Annotated in this window: 17 protein-coding genes and 1 pseudogene; 12 read left to right on the forward strand and 6 right to left on the reverse strand. The window is 66.6% G+C overall.

The window, feature by feature from the left end:
• Window positions 1-43: 43 nt before the first annotated feature.
• Window positions 44-700 (forward strand): response regulator transcription factor, encoded by a 657-nt coding sequence (locus ABS45_RS02625; RefSeq protein WP_291552660.1) that lies wholly within the window; start codon window positions 44-46, stop codon window positions 698-700.
• Window positions 697-2082, forward strand: a complete 1386-nt coding sequence (locus ABS45_RS02630; RefSeq protein WP_291552662.1) for an ATP-binding protein — start codon at window positions 697-699, stop codon at window positions 2080-2082. Before ABS45_RS02625 ends, ABS45_RS02630 begins: the two co-directional genes overlap by 4 nt.
• Here ABS45_RS02630 and ABS45_RS02635 read toward each other — a convergent pair.
• Complete coding sequence (locus ABS45_RS02635) at window positions 2060-2959, reverse strand: LysR family transcriptional regulator (RefSeq protein ID WP_291552663.1); 900 nt, start codon at window positions 2957-2959, stop codon at window positions 2060-2062. The two genes, ABS45_RS02630 and ABS45_RS02635, sit on opposite strands and share 23 nt — an antisense overlap.
• A gap of 101 nt (window positions 2960-3060) precedes the next feature.
• On the opposite strand from ABS45_RS02635, the gene metE reads away from it, so the two are divergent.
• From metE to erpA, 6 genes are all read left to right on the forward strand, one after another.
• Window positions 3061-5364: a 5-methyltetrahydropteroyltriglutamate--homocysteine S-methyltransferase gene (gene metE, locus ABS45_RS02640; protein ID WP_291552665.1), complete on the forward strand. Its 2304-nt coding sequence runs from the start codon at window positions 3061-3063 to the stop codon at window positions 5362-5364.
• 159 nt (window positions 5365-5523) lie between these two features.
• On the forward strand, window positions 5524-5952 hold the full coding sequence (gene rplM, locus ABS45_RS02645) for a 50S ribosomal protein L13 (RefSeq protein WP_291552667.1): 429 nt from the start codon (window positions 5524-5526) through the stop codon (window positions 5950-5952).
• 11 nt (window positions 5953-5963) lie between these two features.
• Complete coding sequence (gene rpsI, locus ABS45_RS02650; protein ID WP_291552669.1) at window positions 5964-6356, forward strand: 30S ribosomal protein S9; 393 nt, start codon at window positions 5964-5966, stop codon at window positions 6354-6356.
• 163 nt (window positions 6357-6519) lie between these two features.
• Complete coding sequence (locus ABS45_RS02655) at window positions 6520-7239, forward strand: DUF6776 family protein (protein ID WP_291552671.1); 720 nt, start codon at window positions 6520-6522, stop codon at window positions 7237-7239.
• A 54-nt stretch (window positions 7240-7293) separates the two neighbouring features.
• Window positions 7294-7692 (forward strand): polymer-forming cytoskeletal protein, encoded by a 399-nt coding sequence (locus tag ABS45_RS02660; protein ID WP_291552672.1) that lies wholly within the window; start codon window positions 7294-7296, stop codon window positions 7690-7692.
• Between the two features lie 81 nt (window positions 7693-7773).
• The gene (gene erpA, locus ABS45_RS02665) at window positions 7774-8115 is read left to right on the forward strand and encodes an iron-sulfur cluster insertion protein ErpA (protein ID WP_291552866.1); all 342 of its coding nucleotides are present in this window, start codon (window positions 7774-7776) and stop codon (window positions 8113-8115) included.
• Window positions 8116-8190: 75 nt separating this feature from the next.
• Here erpA and ABS45_RS02670 read toward each other — a convergent pair whose 3' ends face one another.
• A complete protein-coding gene (locus ABS45_RS02670; protein WP_291552674.1) occupies window positions 8191-9318 on the reverse strand; it encodes an anhydro-N-acetylmuramic acid kinase in 1128 nt (375 codons plus the stop codon).
• A gap of 32 nt (window positions 9319-9350) precedes the next feature.
• Entirely contained in the window at window positions 9351-10718 is a 1368-nt protein-coding gene (locus ABS45_RS02675; RefSeq protein WP_291552675.1) for a M23 family metallopeptidase, read from the reverse strand.
• A gap of 187 nt (window positions 10719-10905) precedes the next feature.
• Between ABS45_RS02675 and tyrS the strand changes: the two genes are divergently transcribed.
• The 3 genes from tyrS to ABS45_RS02690 all read left to right on the forward strand — a co-directional run bounded on the left by tyrS (window position 10906) and on the right by ABS45_RS02690 (window position 14490).
• The gene (tyrS, locus tag ABS45_RS02680; RefSeq protein WP_291552676.1) at window positions 10906-12138 is read left to right on the forward strand and encodes a tyrosine--tRNA ligase; all 1233 of its coding nucleotides are present in this window, start codon (window positions 10906-10908) and stop codon (window positions 12136-12138) included.
• Complete coding sequence (gene glmU / locus ABS45_RS02685) at window positions 12135-13568, forward strand: bifunctional UDP-N-acetylglucosamine diphosphorylase/glucosamine-1-phosphate N-acetyltransferase GlmU (protein ID WP_291552677.1); 1434 nt, start codon at window positions 12135-12137, stop codon at window positions 13566-13568. Before tyrS ends, glmU begins: the two co-directional genes overlap by 4 nt.
• Before the next feature lie 163 nt (window positions 13569-13731).
• Entirely contained in the window at window positions 13732-14490 is a 759-nt protein-coding gene (locus ABS45_RS02690) for an ATP-binding protein (protein WP_291552678.1), read from the forward strand.
• Here the strand turns inward: ABS45_RS02690 and ABS45_RS02695 are convergent, their stop codons facing one another.
• The 3 genes from ABS45_RS02695 to ABS45_RS02705 form a co-directional block, all read right to left on the reverse strand.
• Entirely contained in the window at window positions 14491-14829 is a 339-nt protein-coding gene (locus tag ABS45_RS02695) for a MerR family transcriptional regulator (RefSeq protein ID WP_291552679.1), read from the reverse strand. It lies immediately after the preceding gene.
• A 1-nt stretch (window position 14830) separates the two neighbouring features.
• Entirely contained in the window at window positions 14831-15817 is a 987-nt protein-coding gene (locus ABS45_RS02700) for a DnaJ C-terminal domain-containing protein (RefSeq protein ID WP_291552680.1), read from the reverse strand.
• Window positions 15818-15888: 71 nt separating this feature from the next.
• Window positions 15889-16440, reverse strand: a complete 552-nt coding sequence (locus ABS45_RS02705) for an Lrp/AsnC family transcriptional regulator (protein WP_291552681.1) — start codon at window positions 16438-16440, stop codon at window positions 15889-15891.
• A gap of 133 nt (window positions 16441-16573) precedes the next feature.
• Here ABS45_RS02705 and glmS point away from each other — a divergent pair.
• Window positions 16574-18400: pseudogene (glmS, locus tag ABS45_RS02710) on the forward strand (glutamine--fructose-6-phosphate transaminase (isomerizing)); the annotation flags it as partial.
• Between the last annotated feature and the right edge of the window lie 65 nt (window positions 18401-18465).

Raw genomic sequence — 18465 nt, forward strand, 5'->3', positions numbered from 1 at the left:
CGCCCGGGTTGAAAGCAAAGGCGCATGGCGTATCCTGAATCCCATGCGCCTTTTGCTTGTGGAAGACGACATCATGATCGGCGAAGCCGTGCACGATCTGCTGCGCGCCGAAGACTATGCGGTTGATTGGGCGCGCGATGGTGCTCAGGCCGATGCGGCGCTGGCCGCCCAGCGCTACGACCTGGTGCTGCTGGACCTGGGCTTGCCGGTGCGCGATGGCCTGTCGGTGCTGCGGGCGATGCGTGCGCGTCGCGATCGCACGCCGGTGCTGATCGCCACCGCGCGCGATGGGGTGGCGCAGCGCATCGAGGGGCTGGACGCGGGAGCCGACGACTACGTGCTCAAGCCCTACGACGCGGGCGAACTGCTGGCCCGCATTCGCGCTCTGCTGCGCCGCGCCGCCGGGCGTGCCGAGCCGGTGTACGAGCACCGGGGCGTGAGCATCAACCCGGCCACGCGCGAGGTGCTGGTGCAGGGCGCCAGCGTGGTGCTTTCGGCGCGCGAATGGGCGGTGCTGGAGCCGCTGATCGCGCGCCCCGGCCTGGTGCTTTCGCGCCAGCAGCTGGAAGACAAGCTCTACGGCTGGGGCGAGGAGATCGGCAGCAACGCGGTGGAGGTCTTCATCCACAGCCTGCGCAAAAAGCTGGGAGCCGGTGCGGTGCTCAATGTGCGCGGTGTCGGCTACATGGTGCCGAAATGAGCATGCGCTGGCGCCTGCCGCAGTCGCTGCGCCTCCGGCTGCTGGTATTTTTGATAGCTGCAATCGCAATCACAGCCTGCGCGCAAGGCATTTTTGCCTATAAATCGGCCTTGAGTGAAGCGGATGCCTTGTTCGACTACCACATGCAGCAGACAGCGTTCGCGCTGCGCGCGGGCCTGCCGACGGATGCCAAAGGGCTGGGCAGCCTGCGCCCGGAGTACCAGAACAATGAATTCATCGTCCAGGTCTGGACCAACGAGGGCCTGCGCATCTTTGAATCGGCCATGGGCGATCTGCTGCCGCAGCGGGCGGTGCTCGGGTTTCAGGACGTGCGCGCACGGGGCAGCACCTATCGCGTGTTCTCACTGCAGACGCGCTCGCAGGTCATCCAGGTGGCGCAGGACATGGCGGTGCGGCGCAAGCTGGCGCGCGGCATGGCCTGGCGTTCGCTGCTGCCGATGGCGGTGATGGCGCCGCTGCTGGCGCTGGCGGTGTGGTGGCTGCTGGGGCGCTTGTTTGTGCCGGTCGACCGCGTGCGTGCGCAGGTGGCGCGGCGCCAGGCGCAAGACCTGTCGTCGGTGGACGAGGGCGACTTGCCCGCCGAGGTGCAGCCGCTGGTGCAGGAGCTCAATGCCCTGTTCGGCCGGGTGCGCCGGGCGTTTGCCGCGCAGCAGGATTTCGTCGCCGATGCCGCGCACGAACTGCGCTCGCCGCTGGCGGCGCTGAAGCTGCAGGTGCAGGGTCTGCGCCATGCCGGGGACGAAGCCACGCGCGCGCGCGCCGTGGCCCGGCTGGAGGCCGGCATCGATAGAGCCAGCCGGCTGGTGGAGCAGTTGCTGATGCTGGCGCGCCAGGAGGCGGGAGGCGCGCCCATGGTGGCGGTCGATCTGCGGCAGGTAGTGGCGCTGGCACTGGCCGATGTCGCGCCCGAGGCGCAGGCGCGCGGTATCGACGTCGGGCTTGCGAACCCGCAGGTGTGCGCTTGCAGCGTGAGCGGCGTGGCCGAGGAGTTGCGCCTGCTGGTGCGCAACCTGCTGGACAACGCGATCAAGTACAGCCCCGAAGGCGGGCGCGTGGATGTCGACCTGGCGCACGACGGCGCCACGGTGCAACTGCGCGTGCAGGACAGTGGCCCCGGCATTCCCGAGGCCGAACGCGAGCGCGTGCTGGGGCGTTTTTACCGCTCGCCGCAGAGCGCCCAGCAGGCGCCGGGCAGCGGCCTGGGTCTGGCCATCGTGCAGGCCGTGGCCGAGCGCCACGGCGCCCGGCTGACGCTGCAGCACTCCGAGCGCCTGGGCGGGCTGTGCGTGCAGCTGGTGTTTTCGACGCTTGCTTCTGATCCAATAGCTGGCGGCGCAATCAAGACGGGCGCTGGAGGCTGAAATCGCTTGCAATCCGGATGAAGGCGGCCAGGTAGTCCACCGCCAGCTCGCCCTCGCGCACGCCCAGGTGAATCTGCTTGGCGATGCCCTTCTTGCCCAGGCGCAACGCCGCCACCGCCATGCGCTCGGCATACTCCAGCGCCAGCCAGCGCGGCAGCGCCGCCACGCCGCGGCCGCTTTCCACCATCTGCACCATGATGTCGGTGGTCTCTATGGTCTTGTGCTCGCGAGGCGCCTGGCCGGCGGGCAGCAGGAATTGGGTGTAGACGTCCAGCCGGTCCCTGGGCACGGGGTAGGTGATCAGGGTCTCGGCCGCCAGGTCGGCGGGGCGCAGGTATTCGTGCCCGACCAGCGGGTGCGAGGCGGCGACCAGCAGCACCTGCTCGTAGTCAAACACCGGCGTGAACACCAGGCCTTCGTGGTGCACCGGGTCGGGCGTCACCAGCAGGTCGATCTCGTAATTGCGCAGCGCTGCTATGCCGCCAAACTGGAATTTCTGGCGCACGTCCACATCCACGTCGGGCCAGGTGCTGAGGTAGGGCGAGACGATCTTCAGCAGCCATTGATAGCAGGGATGGCATTCCATGCCGATGCGCAGGCTGCCGCGCGCGCCGCGTGCGTACTGAGCCAGGCGTTCCTCGGTGAGCGCGAGCTGCGGCAGGATGCGCTGCGCCGTCGCCAACAGGTAGCGCCCGGCCTGCGTCAGGCGCAGGCCGCGGCCTTCGCGCAGCCAGATGGCGGTGCCCAGCTGCTCCTCGAGCTTGCGCATGCTGTGGCTCAGCGCCGATTGCGTCAGACACAGCTGCTGGGCGGCGGCGGTGAGCGAGCCCTGGCGTTCAACCTCGGCCACGATGGCGAGATGGATGCGCTCCAGCATATTGATGAATAAAATTCATTGAATATTGAATTAATACCATTTTACTTCATCGGTTGGTTTTCCTACGATGCGCTCAAGTCAGACATCCGGAGGAAGAAACAATGGTGACTTTGCACAACCTGGGGTTCCCGCGCATCGGAGCGGGGCGTGAACTCAAATGGGCGCTGGAGCGCTACTGGAAGGGCGAGCAGGGACGCGACGTGCTGTTGGCCACGGCCGCAGAGCTGCGCGCGCGCCACTGGACGGCGCAGCAGGGGCTGGACCTTGTCCCGGTGGGTGATTTTTCGCTCTACGACCAGGTGCTGGACATGAGTTTTCTGCTCGGCAACCTGCCCGAGCGCGTGCGCGGCTACCACGGCGACACACTCGACAACTACTTTCGCGTGGCGCGCGGCAGAAGTGCGGACAGTGAGCAGCATGACCACGATGCGCACCACGATTGCTGCGGCGGCGTGGCCGCCGGCGAGATGACCAAGTGGTTCAACACCAATTACCACTACATCGTCCCCGAGCTCACGGCCGCCACGCAGTTCAAGCTGAACGCCTCGCGCCTGCTCGATCAACTGGCCGAGGCCAAGGGGCAAGGCGTGCGCGCCAAGCCGGTGCTGATCGGGCCGGTGAGCTATCTGGCGCTGGGCAAGGCGCACGATGGTTCGGTCAAGCTCGACTTGTTGCCACGCCTGCTGACCGTCTATGGCGAGCTGCTTGGGCAGCTGGCTGCGCAGGGTGTGGAGTGGGTGCAGATCGACGAACCCATCCTCGTGACCGAGCTGGACGCCGATTGGCAGCACGCCTTCAACACCGCCTACCACCAGCTCAAGAGCAGCCGCGTGAAGATCCTGCTGGCGAGCTACTTCGGTGCGCTGCTGGACAACAAATACCTCGCGGCCAACCTGCCGGTGGCGGGGCTGCATATCGATGCGCTTGCCGACCGCGCCGATGCCGAGCAACTGATCGGGCTGCTGCCCGCGCACAAGGTGTTGTCGCTGGGCGTGATCGACGGGCGCAACATCTGGAAGAGCGACCTGGGAGCGTTGCTCGACTGGCTGGAGCCGATCGCTGCGCGCCTGGGCGGTAGTCTGTGGCTCGCGCCCACCTGCTCCCTGCTGCATGTGCCGGTCGATCTGCAAAGCGAAACCCGACTGGATCCCGAAATCCGCTCCTGGCTTGCATTCGCGCTGCAAAAGCTGGAGGAGCTGCGCCTGCTCGGTCGCGCGCTGAATGAGGGCCGCGCCGCGGTGGCGCAAGCGCTGGCGGACAACGCGGCGGCGCTCGCCAGTCGCCACGCTTCGCCGCGCGTGCACGACGCGGCCGTGCAGCAGGCATTGGCGCACGCCACGCCCGCGCTGGAGCAGCGCCACAGCGCTTACGCAGTACGCGCGCCGCTGCAGGCGGCCAAGCTGCATCTGCCCGCCTTCCCGACCACGACCATAGGCTCGTTTCCGCAAACGCCTGAGATTCGCCACGCGCGCAAGGAATACAAGGCGGGCCGCCTGAGCGACGCGCAGTACCAGGCGGCGATGCGCGCCGAGATCGCCCACGGCGTGCGCGAGCAGGAGGCGCTGGGTCTGGATGTGCTGGTGCATGGCGAGGCCGAGCGCAATGACATGGTCGAGTACTTCGGCGAGCAGCTTGCTGGTTATGCCTTCAGCAGCCAGGGCTGGGTGCAGTCCTATGGCTCGCGCTGCGTGAAGCCGCCGATTCTGTATGGCGACGTGAGCCGCCCGCACCCGATCACCGTCGAATGGATTCGCTACGCGCAGTCACTCACCCGGCGCCCGATGAAGGGCATGCTGACCGGGCCGGTCACCATGCTCAACTGGTCTTTCGTGCGCGACGACCAGCCGCGCGCCATTACCTGCCGCCAACTCGCACTGGCGCTGCGTGGTGAGGTGCTGGACCTGGAAGCCGCAGGCGTGCCCATCATCCAGATCGACGAGGCGGCGTTCCGCGAAGGCTTGCCGCTGCGCCGCGCGCACTGGCAGGAGTATCTGGACTGGGCGATCGCGTCATTTCGATTGATGGCCAACGGCGTGCGCGACGAGACCCAGATCCACAGCCACATGTGCTATTCCGAGTTCAACGACATCATTGCCGCGATCGCCGCAATGGATGCCGACGTGATCACCATCGAGAATTCGCGCTCGGGCCAGGAGCTGCTTGGCGCCTTCGAGCACTTCGCCTATCCCAACGGCATTGGCCCGGGGGTGTATGACATCCATTCGCCCAATGTGCCGACGCAGGAGGCCATCGTTCAGCGCATGCGTCAGGCGGCGCGGCGCATCCCGGCCAACCAGCTTTGGGTGAATCCCGACTGCGGTCTGAAAACGCGTCAATGGAGCGAGGTGCGGCCGTCGCTGGCGCACATGGTGGCGGCCGCCCACGAGCTGCGCCGCGCTGCCTGAGCAGGAGACGGGCGAAGCCGGGTTTTCGCTATAATGCCCGGCTTCGCAGCGAATTCATGGCCCCGCGGCGGAGTTTGAACCCCACCTAAGAGGCTCCCGATTCAAGAGGAGCACCGACCGTGGAAAAGGGCCTTCAAACCCTCTTCAAAGAGAAAACTCATGACAACTTTCAGCGCAAAACCCGCTGAGGTCGTGCACGAGTGGTTTGTGATTGACGCCACCGACAAGGTGCTCGGCAGGGTCGCCAGCGAAGTGGCCCACCGTCTGCGCGGCAAGCACAAAGCCATTTACACGCCTCACGTCGATACGGGCGATTACATCGTCGTCATCAACGCCTCCAAACTCAAGGTCACTGGCACCAAGTCCATCGACAAGATGTACTACCGCCACTCGGGCTTCCCGGGCGGTATCCGCGCGACCAACTTCCGCGACATGCAGGCCAAGCACCCCGGCCGCGCGCTCGAGAAGGCCGTCAAGGGCATGCTGCCCAAGGGCCCGCTCGGTTACGCCATGGTCAAGAAGCTCAAGGTCTACGGCGGCGCCGAGCATCCCCATACCGCCCAGCAGCCCAAGCTGCTTGAAATCTGAGGAGCCAGGCAATGATTGGTGAATGGAACAATGGCACCGGCCGTCGCAAATCCAGCGTCGCCCGCGTGTTTCTGAAAAAAGGCAGCGGCAAGATCACGGTGAATGGCAAGGACATTCAGCAGTATTTTGGCCGCGAGACCTCGATCATGATCGCCAGGCAACCGCTGATGCTGACGGGGCATGGCGAAACCTTCGACATCCAGATCAACGTGCATGGCGGCGGCGAGTCCGGCCAGGCCGGCGCGGCGCGCCACGGCATCACCCGTGCGCTGATCGACTACGACACCGCGCTCAAGCCCCAGCTCAGCGCGGCCGGCTTCGTCACGCGTGACGCGCGCGAAGTGGAACGCAAGAAGGTCGGCCTGCACTCCGCACGCCGCGCCAAGCAGTTCTCCAAGCGCTGATTGGCAGCGGCTCGCTGCGCAGCACCCTGCCATGCCGCCGCATCCCTGCAGCCAGCACCCCGCGCTGCAGCGGCGCCTGGACGGTGCATGCAGCGCTACCGGCTTGACCACAGCAAAAACCGCCTTCTGGGCGGTTTTTGCGTTTCTGGCAGGGCTCTGAACCATGCGTCTGCGCCGCTTGCGTCGTCGTTTTGCGCTGACCGGTCCGCGACTGGCGGTGCGCCGCGCCATGCCCTGGCCCTTGCGCTGGCTGGCGGCGGCACTGGTGCTGGGCCTGAGCGCTGCCGTGGCGCTGTGGGCGTTTGAATTCGGCAAATCACTGGCCGGACTGGACGCGGGCGCACGCCAGGAGCTGAAATACCTGCGCACCGAATCCAGAGACCTGCACGCCCAGATCAGCCGCATGAAAGAGGGCGCGATCGCCGCCGAGAGCCTGCGCGTCACGGAGCGGGCCGCGATGGACACGCTGGCCGAGCGCTTGCGCCAGCTCGAAGCCGACAACCGCAGCCTGCGCGACGACCTGGCCTTCTTCGAAAAACTCATCCCCGCGTCGTCCGGCAAGGGCGCCGCCATGGATATCCGCGGCCTTCAGGCCGAGCTCATGGGCGGCGGCGTGCAGCTGCGCTGGCAGGTGCTGGTGATACAGCCGATGCGCAATGCGCCGGAGTTCAAGGGCCAGCTGGAACTGCTGCTGGCAGGATTGCGCGATGGCAAGCCGTGGACCTCCGATCCTCCGGCAGTGGCACGCCCGCTGCAGCTGCAGCAGTACCGGCGCGTGGAAGGCGTGGTGCAGGTGCCCGAGCGGGCTGTGGTAAAAACCGTCACCGTCCGCCTGACGCAGGAGGGCTCGGTGCGAGCCCTGCAAACGGTGAATCTGGAATGACCCATGGCCGCGGATGCGCCTGACGCGTCTTCGCCACCTGCTGGAGCCCAGCCCATGTTTTCGCGCAAGAAACCTCTGCTCATCAAGACCCTGATCGCGCGCGGTACCAGCGTGCAGGGGGATATCACCTTCACCGATGGCTTGCGCATCGATGGTGAGGTGTGCGGCGATGTGCGGGCCGAGGGCGAGCACAGCATCGTCGTCATCTCCGAGTCGGCCAAGGTGCGCGGCGCCATCGTGGCGGCGCACGCGATCATCGATGGCGTGGTGGACGGCCCGGTGCATGTGCGTGACCTGCTGGAGCTGCAGCCACGCGCACGCGTGACCGGCGATGTGCACTACAAGGCGCTGGAGATGCACCAGGGGGCCGTGATTTCCGGTCAGATGTGCCCCGTGGGCGATGTTTTGGCGGACGACAAACCCGCCCTCAAGCTGGCCGCGACCTCCGGTTGAGCGGCGGTGCCGGCAGAAAAGCCGGCCTTGGTCTACCATCCAGCCCTTTCGTGCCTGTGAGGACGTTTCGTGACTGCAAACCTGCCGATCCCAATTCAAATGAGCGATGGCGCGGCTGCGCGGGTGGCCCACTTGGTGGCGGCAGAAGGCAACCCGGCGCTCAAGCTGCGGGTGCTGGTGCAGGGCGGCGGATGTTCCGGCATGCAATACAAGTTTTCGCTCGATGCCGACAGCCGCGAAGGCGATACCACGCTGGTCAAGAATGGTGCGACGCTGGTGATCGATGCCTTGAGCTACCCGTTTCTCGAGGGCGCGGAAATCGACTGCGAGCAGAGCTTGCAAGGCGCGCAGTTTGTCGTGCGCAACCCCAACGCCGAGGCGACCTGCGGTTGCGGCACGAGTTTTTCGCCGGCCGGTTGCTGAGAGCTGCGCATGCCGATGGCATCAGGCCGCCGTGAGGGCGGCTTTTTTGTGCCGGCACCGCGCTGACGCAGTGATTCACGCAGGGTAGATGGCCCCGAGCACACGCGGGCCGCGGGCACCCGTCACCGCGGCCAGATTGCCCGGAAGGCCGTCGATGCAGCGCTGGGCCAGCCAGGCGAAGGCGGCCGCCTCCACCTGTTGCGCCGGCAGACCGTGGTCGTCCGAGACATCCACCCGCAGGCCGGAAAGCAGGGCACTCAACCGCTGCAGCAGAGCCGTGTTGCGCGCGCCGCCGCCGCAGACGATGAGCGTGGTGGCACCGGCGGCGTGGCGCTGCACATCGGCCGCGCAGGTACGCGCCGTCAGTTCCAGCAGGGTGGCTTGCACGTCCTCGGGGCGTGCGTTCGCGGCGCCGCTCGCCTGCAGGTGGGTGGCAAGCCATTGCGGGTGAAACAGGTTGCGCCCGGTGCTCTTGGGCGGCGCCTGGGCAAAAAACGGCTCGGCCAGCAGCGCGCGCAACAGGGCGGGGAGCACGTGCCCGCTGCGCGCCCAGCGGCCTTCGGCGTCGTAGGGCTTGCCGGTGTGCGCCTGGCACCAGCCGTCCATCAGCACGTTGCCGGGGCCGCAATCCAGGCCCGCGGTCGTGCCATCGGCGGCCAGAATGCTCAGGTTGGCCATGCCGCCAATGTTGAGTACCGCGACGGTTTGCCCCGGCTGGCCGAAGACATGGCGATGGAACGCCGGAACCAGCGGCGCACCCTGCCCGCCAGCGGCGACGTCGCGGCTGCGCAGGTCGGCGACCACCGTGATGCCGGTCAGCTCGGCCAGCAGGGCGGGGTTGTTCAATTGCAGCGTGTAGCCTGTGCCGTCAAAGGCCTGGGGCTGGTGGCGCACGGTCTGCCCATGGGCGCCGATGGCCTCGACCTCATGGGCTGGCAGCCCGGCCTGTGCCAGCAGGCGCTGCACGACGGCGGCATACGTGCGCGCCAGCGCGTTGGCGGCCAACTGGGCGCGGTGCAGTTCGTTGCTGCCACTGCGGTTGAGGGCGAGCAGTTCTGCTTTCAATTCAGGAGCTAGCGACGCAGATGCAGACTGCGCTACACGGCATTTTTCTTCAGATAAATCCGCAAGCACACCGTCCACTCCATCGAGCGAGGTGCCGGACATCAGCCCGATGAACCAGCGCGGAGTGTGTGCGCCCATGGGCTGCGGGCGTGGGCGGGATGAGCGCGTGCTCAGTCGGCCCGCGCGGTCAGCAGGGTCTGGTCGGCGGCCGACAGTTCGATGCGCATCTGCGCGGCCAGGCGGTCAAACGCCGGTCGCTGAGACTGGGCAATCGGCGCGGCCTCCTGGCTGCGCAGCGCGGTGGCCATGGGATCGACCTGCTTGCCATGGTCCTTGAACTCGAAGTGCAGGTGCGGCCCGGTGGCCCAGCCGGTCTGGCCGACGGCGCCAATCGTCTGCCCTTGCGAGACCGCCTGGCCCTGGCGCACGTCGATGCGGCTCAGGTGAGCGTAGACCGTCTCGTGCTGGTTGGCATGCTGAATGTGCACGACGTTGCCGTAGCCGTTCTGCACGCCGGCAAAGCTCACCGTGCCGTCGCCTATGGTGCGCACCGGCGTGCCCGAGGGGGCGGCCAGATCGGTGCCCAGGTGGGCGCGCCAGGTTTGCAGGATGGGGTGAAAGCGCATCTTGAAGCTGCTCGTCACGCGCGTGAAGGCGACGGGCGAGGTGAGGTAGGCGCGGTTCATGCTGTGGCCGTCCAGCGTGTAGTACGCGCCTTTGGCCTGGGGGCTGTCCTGGAACCAGACGGCGCTGTAGGTCTTGCCGTTGTTGAAGAACTCGGCGCTCAGCACGCGGCCGGTGCGCATGGGCTCGCCGTCGGCTTCGAGCGATTCGTACACCACGCTGAAATGGTCGCCCTTGCGCAGGGCACGGCGAAAATCGATGCTGCCGGAAAAGAGTTCCGCCAGTTGCACGGCCACCGCGTCGGGGATGTTGGCGGCATCGGTGGCTGCAAACAGCGAGCTGGTGATGGCGCCGCTGCCCAGGCGTGTGCCCACGCTGAGCGGCGCGCTCTCGATGCGCGAGGCAAAGGTGCCACCTTCCTGGCGCTGCACGACCAGGCGCTTGAACGTGCCGCTGTCGTCGGGCGCCCAGCGTGCGGTCAAGCGGATCAGCGCCTGATCGCTGCCGGCTTCGGCCGACAGCACGCGGCCGGCGCGCCCCAGCAGGTTTTGCTGGCTGAGCGCGTCGCTGCGCAGGAAGCCGGAGGCGACCGGGTCGGCAATGCCCAGGCGCTGCAGGATGGCCTCGGGCGTGTCATTGCTGCGCGTAATGTCCGAGCGATAGAGTGCCAGAGCGCCGATGCCGGACAGATCGGCGAGTTCGGTATCCACCGCCAGCGAGGGAACGCTTTCGGTGATGGTGACCATGGGCAGGTCCGCAGGGTCCGGGCCGAGGGATGCCACTGCAAAGGCACCGCCGCCGCCGGTGAGCAGCGCGGCGGCCAGGATGGCGGTGATGCGTTGGGGGTGTTTCTGGACCGAAACCTTGAGTGAACTCAGAAATGCCGTAGCGGCGTTGTTCAATCCGTTGGTCAATCTCGGCCCCAGGCAAATGGGCGCCAGCGCTGCGGCATCATGCAGGTGCTCGCTTGCAGTGTGGCGACAAAAAACGAAGGTGGCGGTGCGACAGCGGCCTGCCGAAACAGGTGGTCACTAGAATCCGCCACTGCGAAAACCGCAAGAGTATAGTCTTCCCGCCTTGCGCACCAGCGCGAAAACCCTTATGAATCAGCCTGTTGTTACAAAATACCCGGTCACGGACGGCGTGCGCCATGCGCTGGAAATCTCCCTGCGCGGCGCCAGCGAACTGCTGCCGCAGCACGACTGGACGCAAAAGCTGGCGCGCTCCGAAGCCACCGGCCAGCCGCTGCGCATCAAGCTCGGGCTGGATCCGACGGCGCCCGACATTCATATCGGTCACACCGTGGTGCTCAACAAGATGCGCCAGCTGCAGGATTTGGGCCATCAGGTGATTTTTCTGATCGGTGACTTCACCACCCTGATCGGCGACCCCTCCGGGCGCAACGCCACGCGCCCGCCGCTGACCGCCGAGCAAATCCGCACCAATGCCGAGACCTATTTCGACCAGGCCAGGCTGGTGCTGGATGAGTCGAAAACCGAGATCCGCTACAACAGCGAATGGAGCGATCCGCTGGGCGCGCGCGGCATGATCCAGCTGGCCGCCAGGTACACCGTGGCGCGCATGATGGAACGCGACGACTTTGACAAGCGCTTCAAGGCCGGGCAGTCGATCAGCGTGCACGAATTCCTCTACCCGCTGATGCAGGGCTACGACTCGGTGGCGCTCAAGAGCGATCTGGAGCTGGGTGGCACCGACCAGAAATTCAACCTGCTGGTAGGGCGGCACCTGCAGCAGGAATACGGCCAGGAGCCGCAGTGCATCCTGACCATGCCGCTGCTGGTGGGGCTGGACGGCGTGGACAAGATGTCCAAGAGCAAGAACAACTACATTGGCATCACCGAAGAGGCCAATTCGATGTTCGCCAAGGTGCTCTCGATCTCGGATGATTTGATGTGGGACTGGTACACGCTGCTGTCGTTCAAGAGTCTGGCAGAGATTGCGGCCTTGAAAAAAGAGGTAGCGGGTGGGCGCAACCCCAAGGATGCGAAGGTGATGCTGGCCCGGGAGATCACCACGCGCTTTCACAACGCGGCAGCCGCCGATGCGGCCGAGCAGGATTTTGCCAACCGCGCCAAGGGCGGCATTCCGGACGATATCCCGCAGGTGCGCCTCTCGGGCGCGCCGCTGGGCGTGGGCGCCTTGCTGAAGCAGGCCGGGCTTGCGCCTTCGACGAGCGAGGCGAACCGCCTGATCGACGGCGGCGGCGTGCGCGTCGATGGCGCCAGCGTGAGCGACAAGGCGCTCAAGCTCGCCGCGGGCAGCTATGTGGTGCAGGTCGGCAAGCGCAAGTTCGCGCGGGTGCTGCTGTCATGACCATGCCCGTCGACGTGGTGGTGATGGCCGCGGGCAAGGGCACGCGGATGAAGAGCCGGATCCCGAAGGTGCTGCAGCGCCTCGCCGGGCGGCCGCTGGTGTTTCATGTGCTGGAGCAGGCCGGCGGGCTCAAGGCCAGGCGGGTGGTGCTGATCACCGGTCATGATGCTATGCAAGTGGAAGCTGCTTGCGTAGGCGTGGCAAGCGCTGAAGGCACATTTGATCTTAAATTTGCACTGCAACAGCCGCAGCTTGGCACGGGTCATGCTGTGCAGCAGGCGCTGCCGCAACTGCAGGACGACGGGCTGGTGCTGGTGCTGTCGGGCGATGTGCCGCTCACGCAGCGGGATACGCTGCAGGCGCTGCTGGCCGCGAGTGGCGGCGCGCGGCTCGCCTTGCTGACGGTGCGCCTGCCGGACCCTGCCGGTTACGGGCGCATCGTGCGCGCCGCCGGCGGGCAGGTGCAGCGCATCGTCGAGCACAAGGACGCCAGCGACGCCGAGCGCGCCATCGATGAAATCTACAGCGGCATCATGGCCGTGCCCACCCGGCTGCTGCGGCGCTGGGTAGGCCAGCTCAGGAACGACAACGCGCAGCAGGAGTACTACCTCACCGACGTGGTGGCGCTGGCGGTGGCCGAGGGCGTGCCGGTGGTGGCGCATTGCATTGACGACGCCGTGCAGGTGGCGGGCGTGAACAACCCTCTGCAGCTGGCCGAGCTGGAGCGGGCCTGTCAGAGGCGCCAGGCCGATGCGCTGATGGAGCAGGGCGTGCGCCTGGCGGACCCGGCGCGTTTTGAGCTGCGCGACGATGCGGCGCGTGGCACACGCGGCGAACTCCTCTGCGCGCAGGATGTGGAGATCGATGTCGGCTGCATCTTCACCGGCCGCGTGGAGCTGGGCGAGGGCGTGCAGGTCGGCGCCTATTGCTGCATTGCCAACGCGGTGATCGAAGCGGGTGCGGTGATCCAGCCCTTCACCCACATCGACGGCGAAAAGGCCGGGGTTCAGGTGGGTGTGGGCGCGCGGGTCGGTCCCTTCTCGCGGCTGCGCCCCGGGGCGGTGCTGGGGCGTGCGGTGCACGTGGGCAATTTCGTCGAAATCAAGAATTCGCAACTCGCCGATGGCGCCAAGGCCAACCACCTGGCCTACCTCGGCGATGCCAGCGTGGGTGAGCGCGTGAACTACGGCGCGGGCTCGATTACCGCCAACTACGACGGCGTGAACAAGCACCGCACCGTGATCGAGCACGACGTGCATGTGGGCAGCAACTGCGTGCTGGTGGCGCCGGTCACCATCGGTGCCGATGGCGTGGTGGGTGCAGGCTCGGTCGTCACCGAAGATGCGCCGCCGGGCGTGCTCACGCTGGGCCGCGGGCGGCAGGTGAGCAAGACCGAGTGGCACAGGCCCGCCAAGCCGCTGAAAAACTGAGAGCTTGAGAGGCAATCCCCCATGCACGCCCTGCACGCCAAAACACCACCACTCTTCGTTGCAAATACTCGTCATAGCCCGAGCTATGACTGCGTTTTGCGCCTCGATTGGCAGCGTTTTGACGCACCTTTCGGGCACGGACAATTTCCTCTCAAGCTCTGAGATGACCTCGGACCTCGAGCGCCTCACCGCCGAGCGCGATGCGCTGCGGGCCCGCGTACAGGAGCTGACGGCCGCGCAGGACGAGTTTCTGCGCGCCGCGTCGCATGATCTGCGGGCGCCGCTGCGCCATGTCACCTCGTATGCAGCGCTCCTGCGCGAGGTATTGCAGGAGCTGCCCGAGCCCCCCGACCAGGTGCTGGAGGCGCTGGGCTTTGCCGCCACGATGGAGCGGTCGGCACGCCGCATGGCCGCGATGATCGACGGCCTGCAGGCCCTGAGCCGCGCAGCGCGCGCGCCCGTGCATCGGGTGCCGGTCGATCTCGCACGCGCGGTGTGGGACGTGGTCGCGGGCTTGCCGCGTGGCGCCGCCGTGGCGTGGAATGTGGTTCAGCCACTGCCCACCCTGCAGGCCGATCCCGCCTTGCTGCAGCAGCTGCTGCAGCAGTTGCTGGACAACGCCGCCAAGTTTTCCAGCCGCCAGGCGCCGGCGCGTGTCGACATCGCGCCCGTGGCAGCGCCACCGAAGCGCGTGGCTTTTGCCATCCGTGACAACGGCGTGGGGTTTGACCCGGCGCATGCGCAAGGCCTGTTTGGCGTGTTCCAGCGCCTGCACCGAGAGGGCGAGTTCGATGGCGTCGGCGCGGGCCTTGCGCTGTGCAAGCTGATCGCCGAACGCCACGGCGCGCACATCAGCGCCGCTGCGCAGCCAGGCGCGGGCTGCACCATCACGCTGGATTGGCCGGCGCCGCCTGCCGCCTGATCAGTCGGCCAAGCCCAGGCGTGCATTCAGGCGTCTGAGCTGCTGGCGCAGCTGCGCGACCTCTTCGATCAGATCGGTGGTGAGCGCGGCCAATTGCGGGTCGGCGTCAAAGGTGGTCTCAAACTGCGCCAGGCGCCGCGCGCGCACGATGGTGGCGGCGCTGCAGCGCCAGTGGCCAGCCTGCAGCTCGCCTTGCAGCAGACCGGCGGAAAGCCGCTCGGTCACCCAACTCAGCTGCATGCGACAGGCCTGCGCCAGATCCTGCGCGCTCAGGCAGGGGGCATCACCCAGAATTTCGGCCACGGCGTGCACTGCGGTCGCAGGGGAATGGTTTGCCATTTCAAACTCCTTGGGAAGCGCGCGGCGCGAAACCGGCAAAGGCCTGCGCCAGCGTGCGATACGCCTGCTGCTGCGCCTCGGTGTGCGCGGTGGGCAGCACCAGCTGCAGCTCCAGATACAGATCGCCCGGCGTGGCCGCTGGAATGCCGCGCCCTTTCAGGCGCAGCTTGCGCCCGGGCTTGAAATGCGCGGGCACCGTCACTTCCACGGTGGCGCCGCTCGGGGTTTGCACCTCGATGGGGCCGCCCAGCTCGGCTTCCCAAGGGGCGACGGGCAGGCGCAGGTACACATCGCGGTCTTGCGTGTGCCAGCGCGCGTCGGGCTTGAACTCCACTTCCAGAAACAGGTCGCCGGCCGGCGCTGCGCCCAGCCCCGGCCCACCCTGGCCGCTCAAGCGGATGAGCTGGCCTTCGCGCACCCCCTTGGGAATGGCGACCTGCACCTGGCGCTCGTGCTGCACCAACCGGCCTTGCGCATCCAGGCGCGCGCCGCGCAGCGTCAGCAGCCGTTCGCCGCCCAGGTAGGCGTCACGCAGTTCGAGCTCGATGCGCGCGTGGTGGTCCGCACCGCGCTGCGCGCCGCCTTCACCACCAGCACCGCCGCGTGCGCGGCCTGCGGCCTGGCGCGCCTGCGCCGCGTGGCCAAACAATTGTTCGAAGAAATCGCTGAACCGGGCTTCGTCCATGCCGGTGTCGCCCCCGGGCGCGCCGGAAAATTCGTAGCCCGCATCCCAGTGGGGTGGCGGGCGAAAATCCTGCCCGCCGGCATGCGCCGCGCCGCTGCCCAGCGCGTCATAGGCGGCGCGTTTCTCCGGGTCGGAGAGCACCGCGTTGGCCTCGTTCACCTCCGCCATGTGCACGGCGGCGTCTTTTTCCTTGCTGACGTCCGGATGGTATTTGCGTGCCAGCTTGCGATAGGCCTTCTTGATCGCGTCGGCATCGGCAGTGCGTTCCACGCCCAGTGCCTTGTAGTAGTCCTTGAACTCCATGTGTCGTGCCCCCTGTGCTGCCGCATCGGCAGCCGGTCATGCCCACAAGATGATGGTGAATGCGGCGCAGGTCAAGAGGCAGAGGAGGATCGATCGGCGGTTTTTCCTGAATTGATAGCTGGTTGCGCTTGACCAGAGAGCGCCAGCGGCATTTTTGTATCAAATTTTGCGCGGTGCGTGGCAAAGAAGGCCTTGACGTTGCGCACGTTGGCGTTCTGGGTGAACAGGCGCTGCGCCAGCGCCAGGTAGCCGGGCATGTCGCGTACCTGCACCACCAGGATGAAATCGGGCCCGGGCGACACGCGCCAGCACTGTTGCACGGCGTCTTCCTCTACCGCCCGAGCTTCAAAGGCGGCGAGGTGCTCGGCGCCCTGGCGGTCCAGCGAGACCTCGACGATCGCCGCCAGCCCATGACCTTGCACCTGCGCCAATGCGTCGTGCGACAGCAGTGCCACCTGGCGCTCGATCAGGCCGCTCTCGCGCAGCCGTGCCACGCGCCGCAGGCAGGTGGCGGGTGAGACGCCGATGCGTTGCGCCAGCTGCTGGTTGTTCAGTGTCGCATCGCGCTGCAACAGATCCATCAGCTGCAGATCGATGGCATCTGGAGAGATTGAAAATTTCATATTTTTATCAAAAATGAATGATTATTGAATTTTATTTAGTCAATGAAATAAACATTCAAAAACATTCAAAAATTGAATCAATCATTCTTTGCGACATGGCTAGCATCTGCTGTGTTTCTTCAGGAGTTTTCCCATGTGTGGCATCGTCGGCGCGGTTTCCTCGCGCAACATTGTTCCCATCCTGGTGCAGGGCCTGCAGCGTCTGGAATACCGTGGCTATGACTCCTGCGGCGTGGCAGTGCACGAGGCGAGTCTGGGCGGCACGGGCGCAGGGGGCTTGCGCCGCGCCCGCAGCACCGCGCGCGTGGCAGAGCTGTTGACGCAGGTGGAGCAGGAACAGCTGCAAGGCGCGACCGGCATAGCGCACACGCGCTGGGCCACGCATGGCGCGCCGGCCGTGAACAATGCCCACCCGCATGCGAGCTACGGTCCGGGCGTATCCCCAGCAGATACGACGCAGGCCGGTCATGTGGCCCTGGTGCACAACGGCATCATCGAAAACTACGAGGCGCTGCGCACCCGTCTGCAGGCGCGCGGCTACCAGTTCGCCAGCCAGACCGATACCGAAGTCATCGCCCACCTGATCGACAGCCTGTACGACGGCGATCTGTTCGCTGCCGTGCGCGCTGCCACGGCCGAACTGCGCGGCGCCTACGCGATCGCCGTGATCCACAAGGATGAGCCGCACCGCGTGGTGGGCGCGCGTGCGGGCTCGCCGCTGGTGCTCGGCGTGGGCCAGGGGGAACATTTTCTTGCCAGCGACGCGATGGCACTGGCGGGCGTGACCGACCAGATCGTCTATCTGGAAGAGGGCGACCTCGTCGATCTCCAGCTCGGGCGCTACTGGATCACCGATCGCGCGGGCAAACCGCTGCCTGCCGAACAACGCCCGGTGCGCACGGTGGTCGCGCACAGCGGCGCAGCGGAGCTGGGGCCGTATCGCCACTACATGCAAAAAGAGATCTTCGAGCAGCCGCGCGCGATTGCCGACACGCTGGACGGCATCGAATCCGTCGTGCCCGAGCTGTTCGATGGTGCCAATGCCGCTGCCTGGCGCGTGTTCAAGGAAATCGACCGCGTGCTGATCCTCGCCTGCGGCACCAGCTACTACAGCGGCTGCACGGCCAAGTATTGGCTGGAAGAGATCGCAGGCATCCCGACACAGGTCGAGGTGGCGAGCGAGTACCGCTACCGCACCAGCGTGCCTGACCCGTGCACACTGGTCGTCACCATCAGCCAGAGCGGTGAAACCGCCGACACCCTGGCGGCGCTGCGCCACGCGCAAAGTCTGGGCATGCGCCACACGCTGACGATTTGCAACGTCGCCACCAGCGCCATGGTGCGCGAGTGCGAACTGGCCTACGTCACGCGCGCCGGGGTCGAGATCGGCGTGGCCAGCACCAAGGCCTTCACCACGCAACTCGCCGGGCTGTTCCTGCTGACGCTGGCGCTGGCGCAATCGCGCGGGCGGCTCACGCCGGAGCAAGAGTCAGCGCACCTCAAGGCCATGCGCCACCTGCCCGTCGCGCTGCAAGCGGTGCTGGCGCTGGAGCCGCAGCTCATTGACTGGTCGGAAGACTTCGCCAAGAAGGAGAACGCGCTGTTCCTGGGCCGTGGCCTGCACTACCCGATCGCGCTCGAAGGCGCGCTGAAACTCAAGGAAATCAGCTACATCCACGCCGAGGCCTATCCGGCGGGTGAACTCAAGCACGGACCGCTGGCGCTGGTGACGAGCAGCATGCCGGTGGTGGCCGTGGCGCCGCACGACGCACTGCTGGAGAAGCTCAAGAGCAACCTGCAGGAGGTGCGCGCGCGCGGCGGCGTGCTCTACGTGCTGGCCGATGCCGATACGCGCATTGAAAGCAGCGATGGCATGCACGTCATCCGCATGCCGGAGCACTATGGGCAGCTCAGCCCGTTATTGCATGTGGTGCCGCTGCAATTGCTGGCGTATCACACTGACCGGCACGCGCTTGGGGCGGCGCAGCCGCTGCGCGCAGCGCCCAGGTGGCGCGGTTTGGTCGC

Source organism: Comamonas sp. SCN 65-56, assembly GCF_001724135.1.
In the GTDB taxonomy this organism is placed as follows: Bacteria; Pseudomonadota; Gammaproteobacteria; order Burkholderiales; family Burkholderiaceae_C; genus Comamonas_C.

Coding starts and splice junctions, on each gene's coding strand:
- glmU (WP_291552677.1), top strand. CDS start 12,135: ATGACCATGCCCGTCGACGTGGTGGTGATGGCCGCGGGCAAGGGCACG.
- ABS45_RS02660 (WP_291552672.1), top strand. CDS start 7,294: ATGTTTTCGCGCAAGAAACCTCTGCTCATCAAGACCCTGATCGCGCGC.
- tyrS (WP_291552676.1), top strand. CDS start 10,906: ATGAATCAGCCTGTTGTTACAAAATACCCGGTCACGGACGGCGTGCGC.
- ABS45_RS02700 (WP_291552680.1), bottom strand. CDS start 15,817: ATGGAGTTCAAGGACTACTACAAGGCACTGGGCGTGGAACGCACTGCC.
- ABS45_RS02705 (WP_291552681.1), bottom strand. CDS start 16,440: ATGAAATTTTCAATCTCTCCAGATGCCATCGATCTGCAGCTGATGGAT.
- metE (WP_291552665.1), top strand. CDS start 3,061: ATGGTGACTTTGCACAACCTGGGGTTCCCGCGCATCGGAGCGGGGCGT.
- ABS45_RS02625 (WP_291552660.1), top strand. CDS start 44: ATGCGCCTTTTGCTTGTGGAAGACGACATCATGATCGGCGAAGCCGTG.
- ABS45_RS02655 (WP_291552671.1), top strand. CDS start 6,520: ATGCGTCTGCGCCGCTTGCGTCGTCGTTTTGCGCTGACCGGTCCGCGA.
- ABS45_RS02695 (WP_291552679.1), bottom strand. CDS start 14,829: ATGGCAAACCATTCCCCTGCGACCGCAGTGCACGCCGTGGCCGAAATT.
- ABS45_RS02670 (WP_291552674.1), bottom strand. CDS start 9,318: ATGGGCGCACACACTCCGCGCTGGTTCATCGGGCTGATGTCCGGCACC.
- ABS45_RS02630 (WP_291552662.1), top strand. CDS start 697: ATGAGCATGCGCTGGCGCCTGCCGCAGTCGCTGCGCCTCCGGCTGCTG.
- ABS45_RS02635 (WP_291552663.1), bottom strand. CDS start 2,959: ATGCTGGAGCGCATCCATCTCGCCATCGTGGCCGAGGTTGAACGCCAG.
- rpsI (WP_291552669.1), top strand. CDS start 5,964: ATGATTGGTGAATGGAACAATGGCACCGGCCGTCGCAAATCCAGCGTC.
- rplM (WP_291552667.1), top strand. CDS start 5,524: ATGACAACTTTCAGCGCAAAACCCGCTGAGGTCGTGCACGAGTGGTTT.
- ABS45_RS02690 (WP_291552678.1), top strand. CDS start 13,732: ATGACCTCGGACCTCGAGCGCCTCACCGCCGAGCGCGATGCGCTGCGG.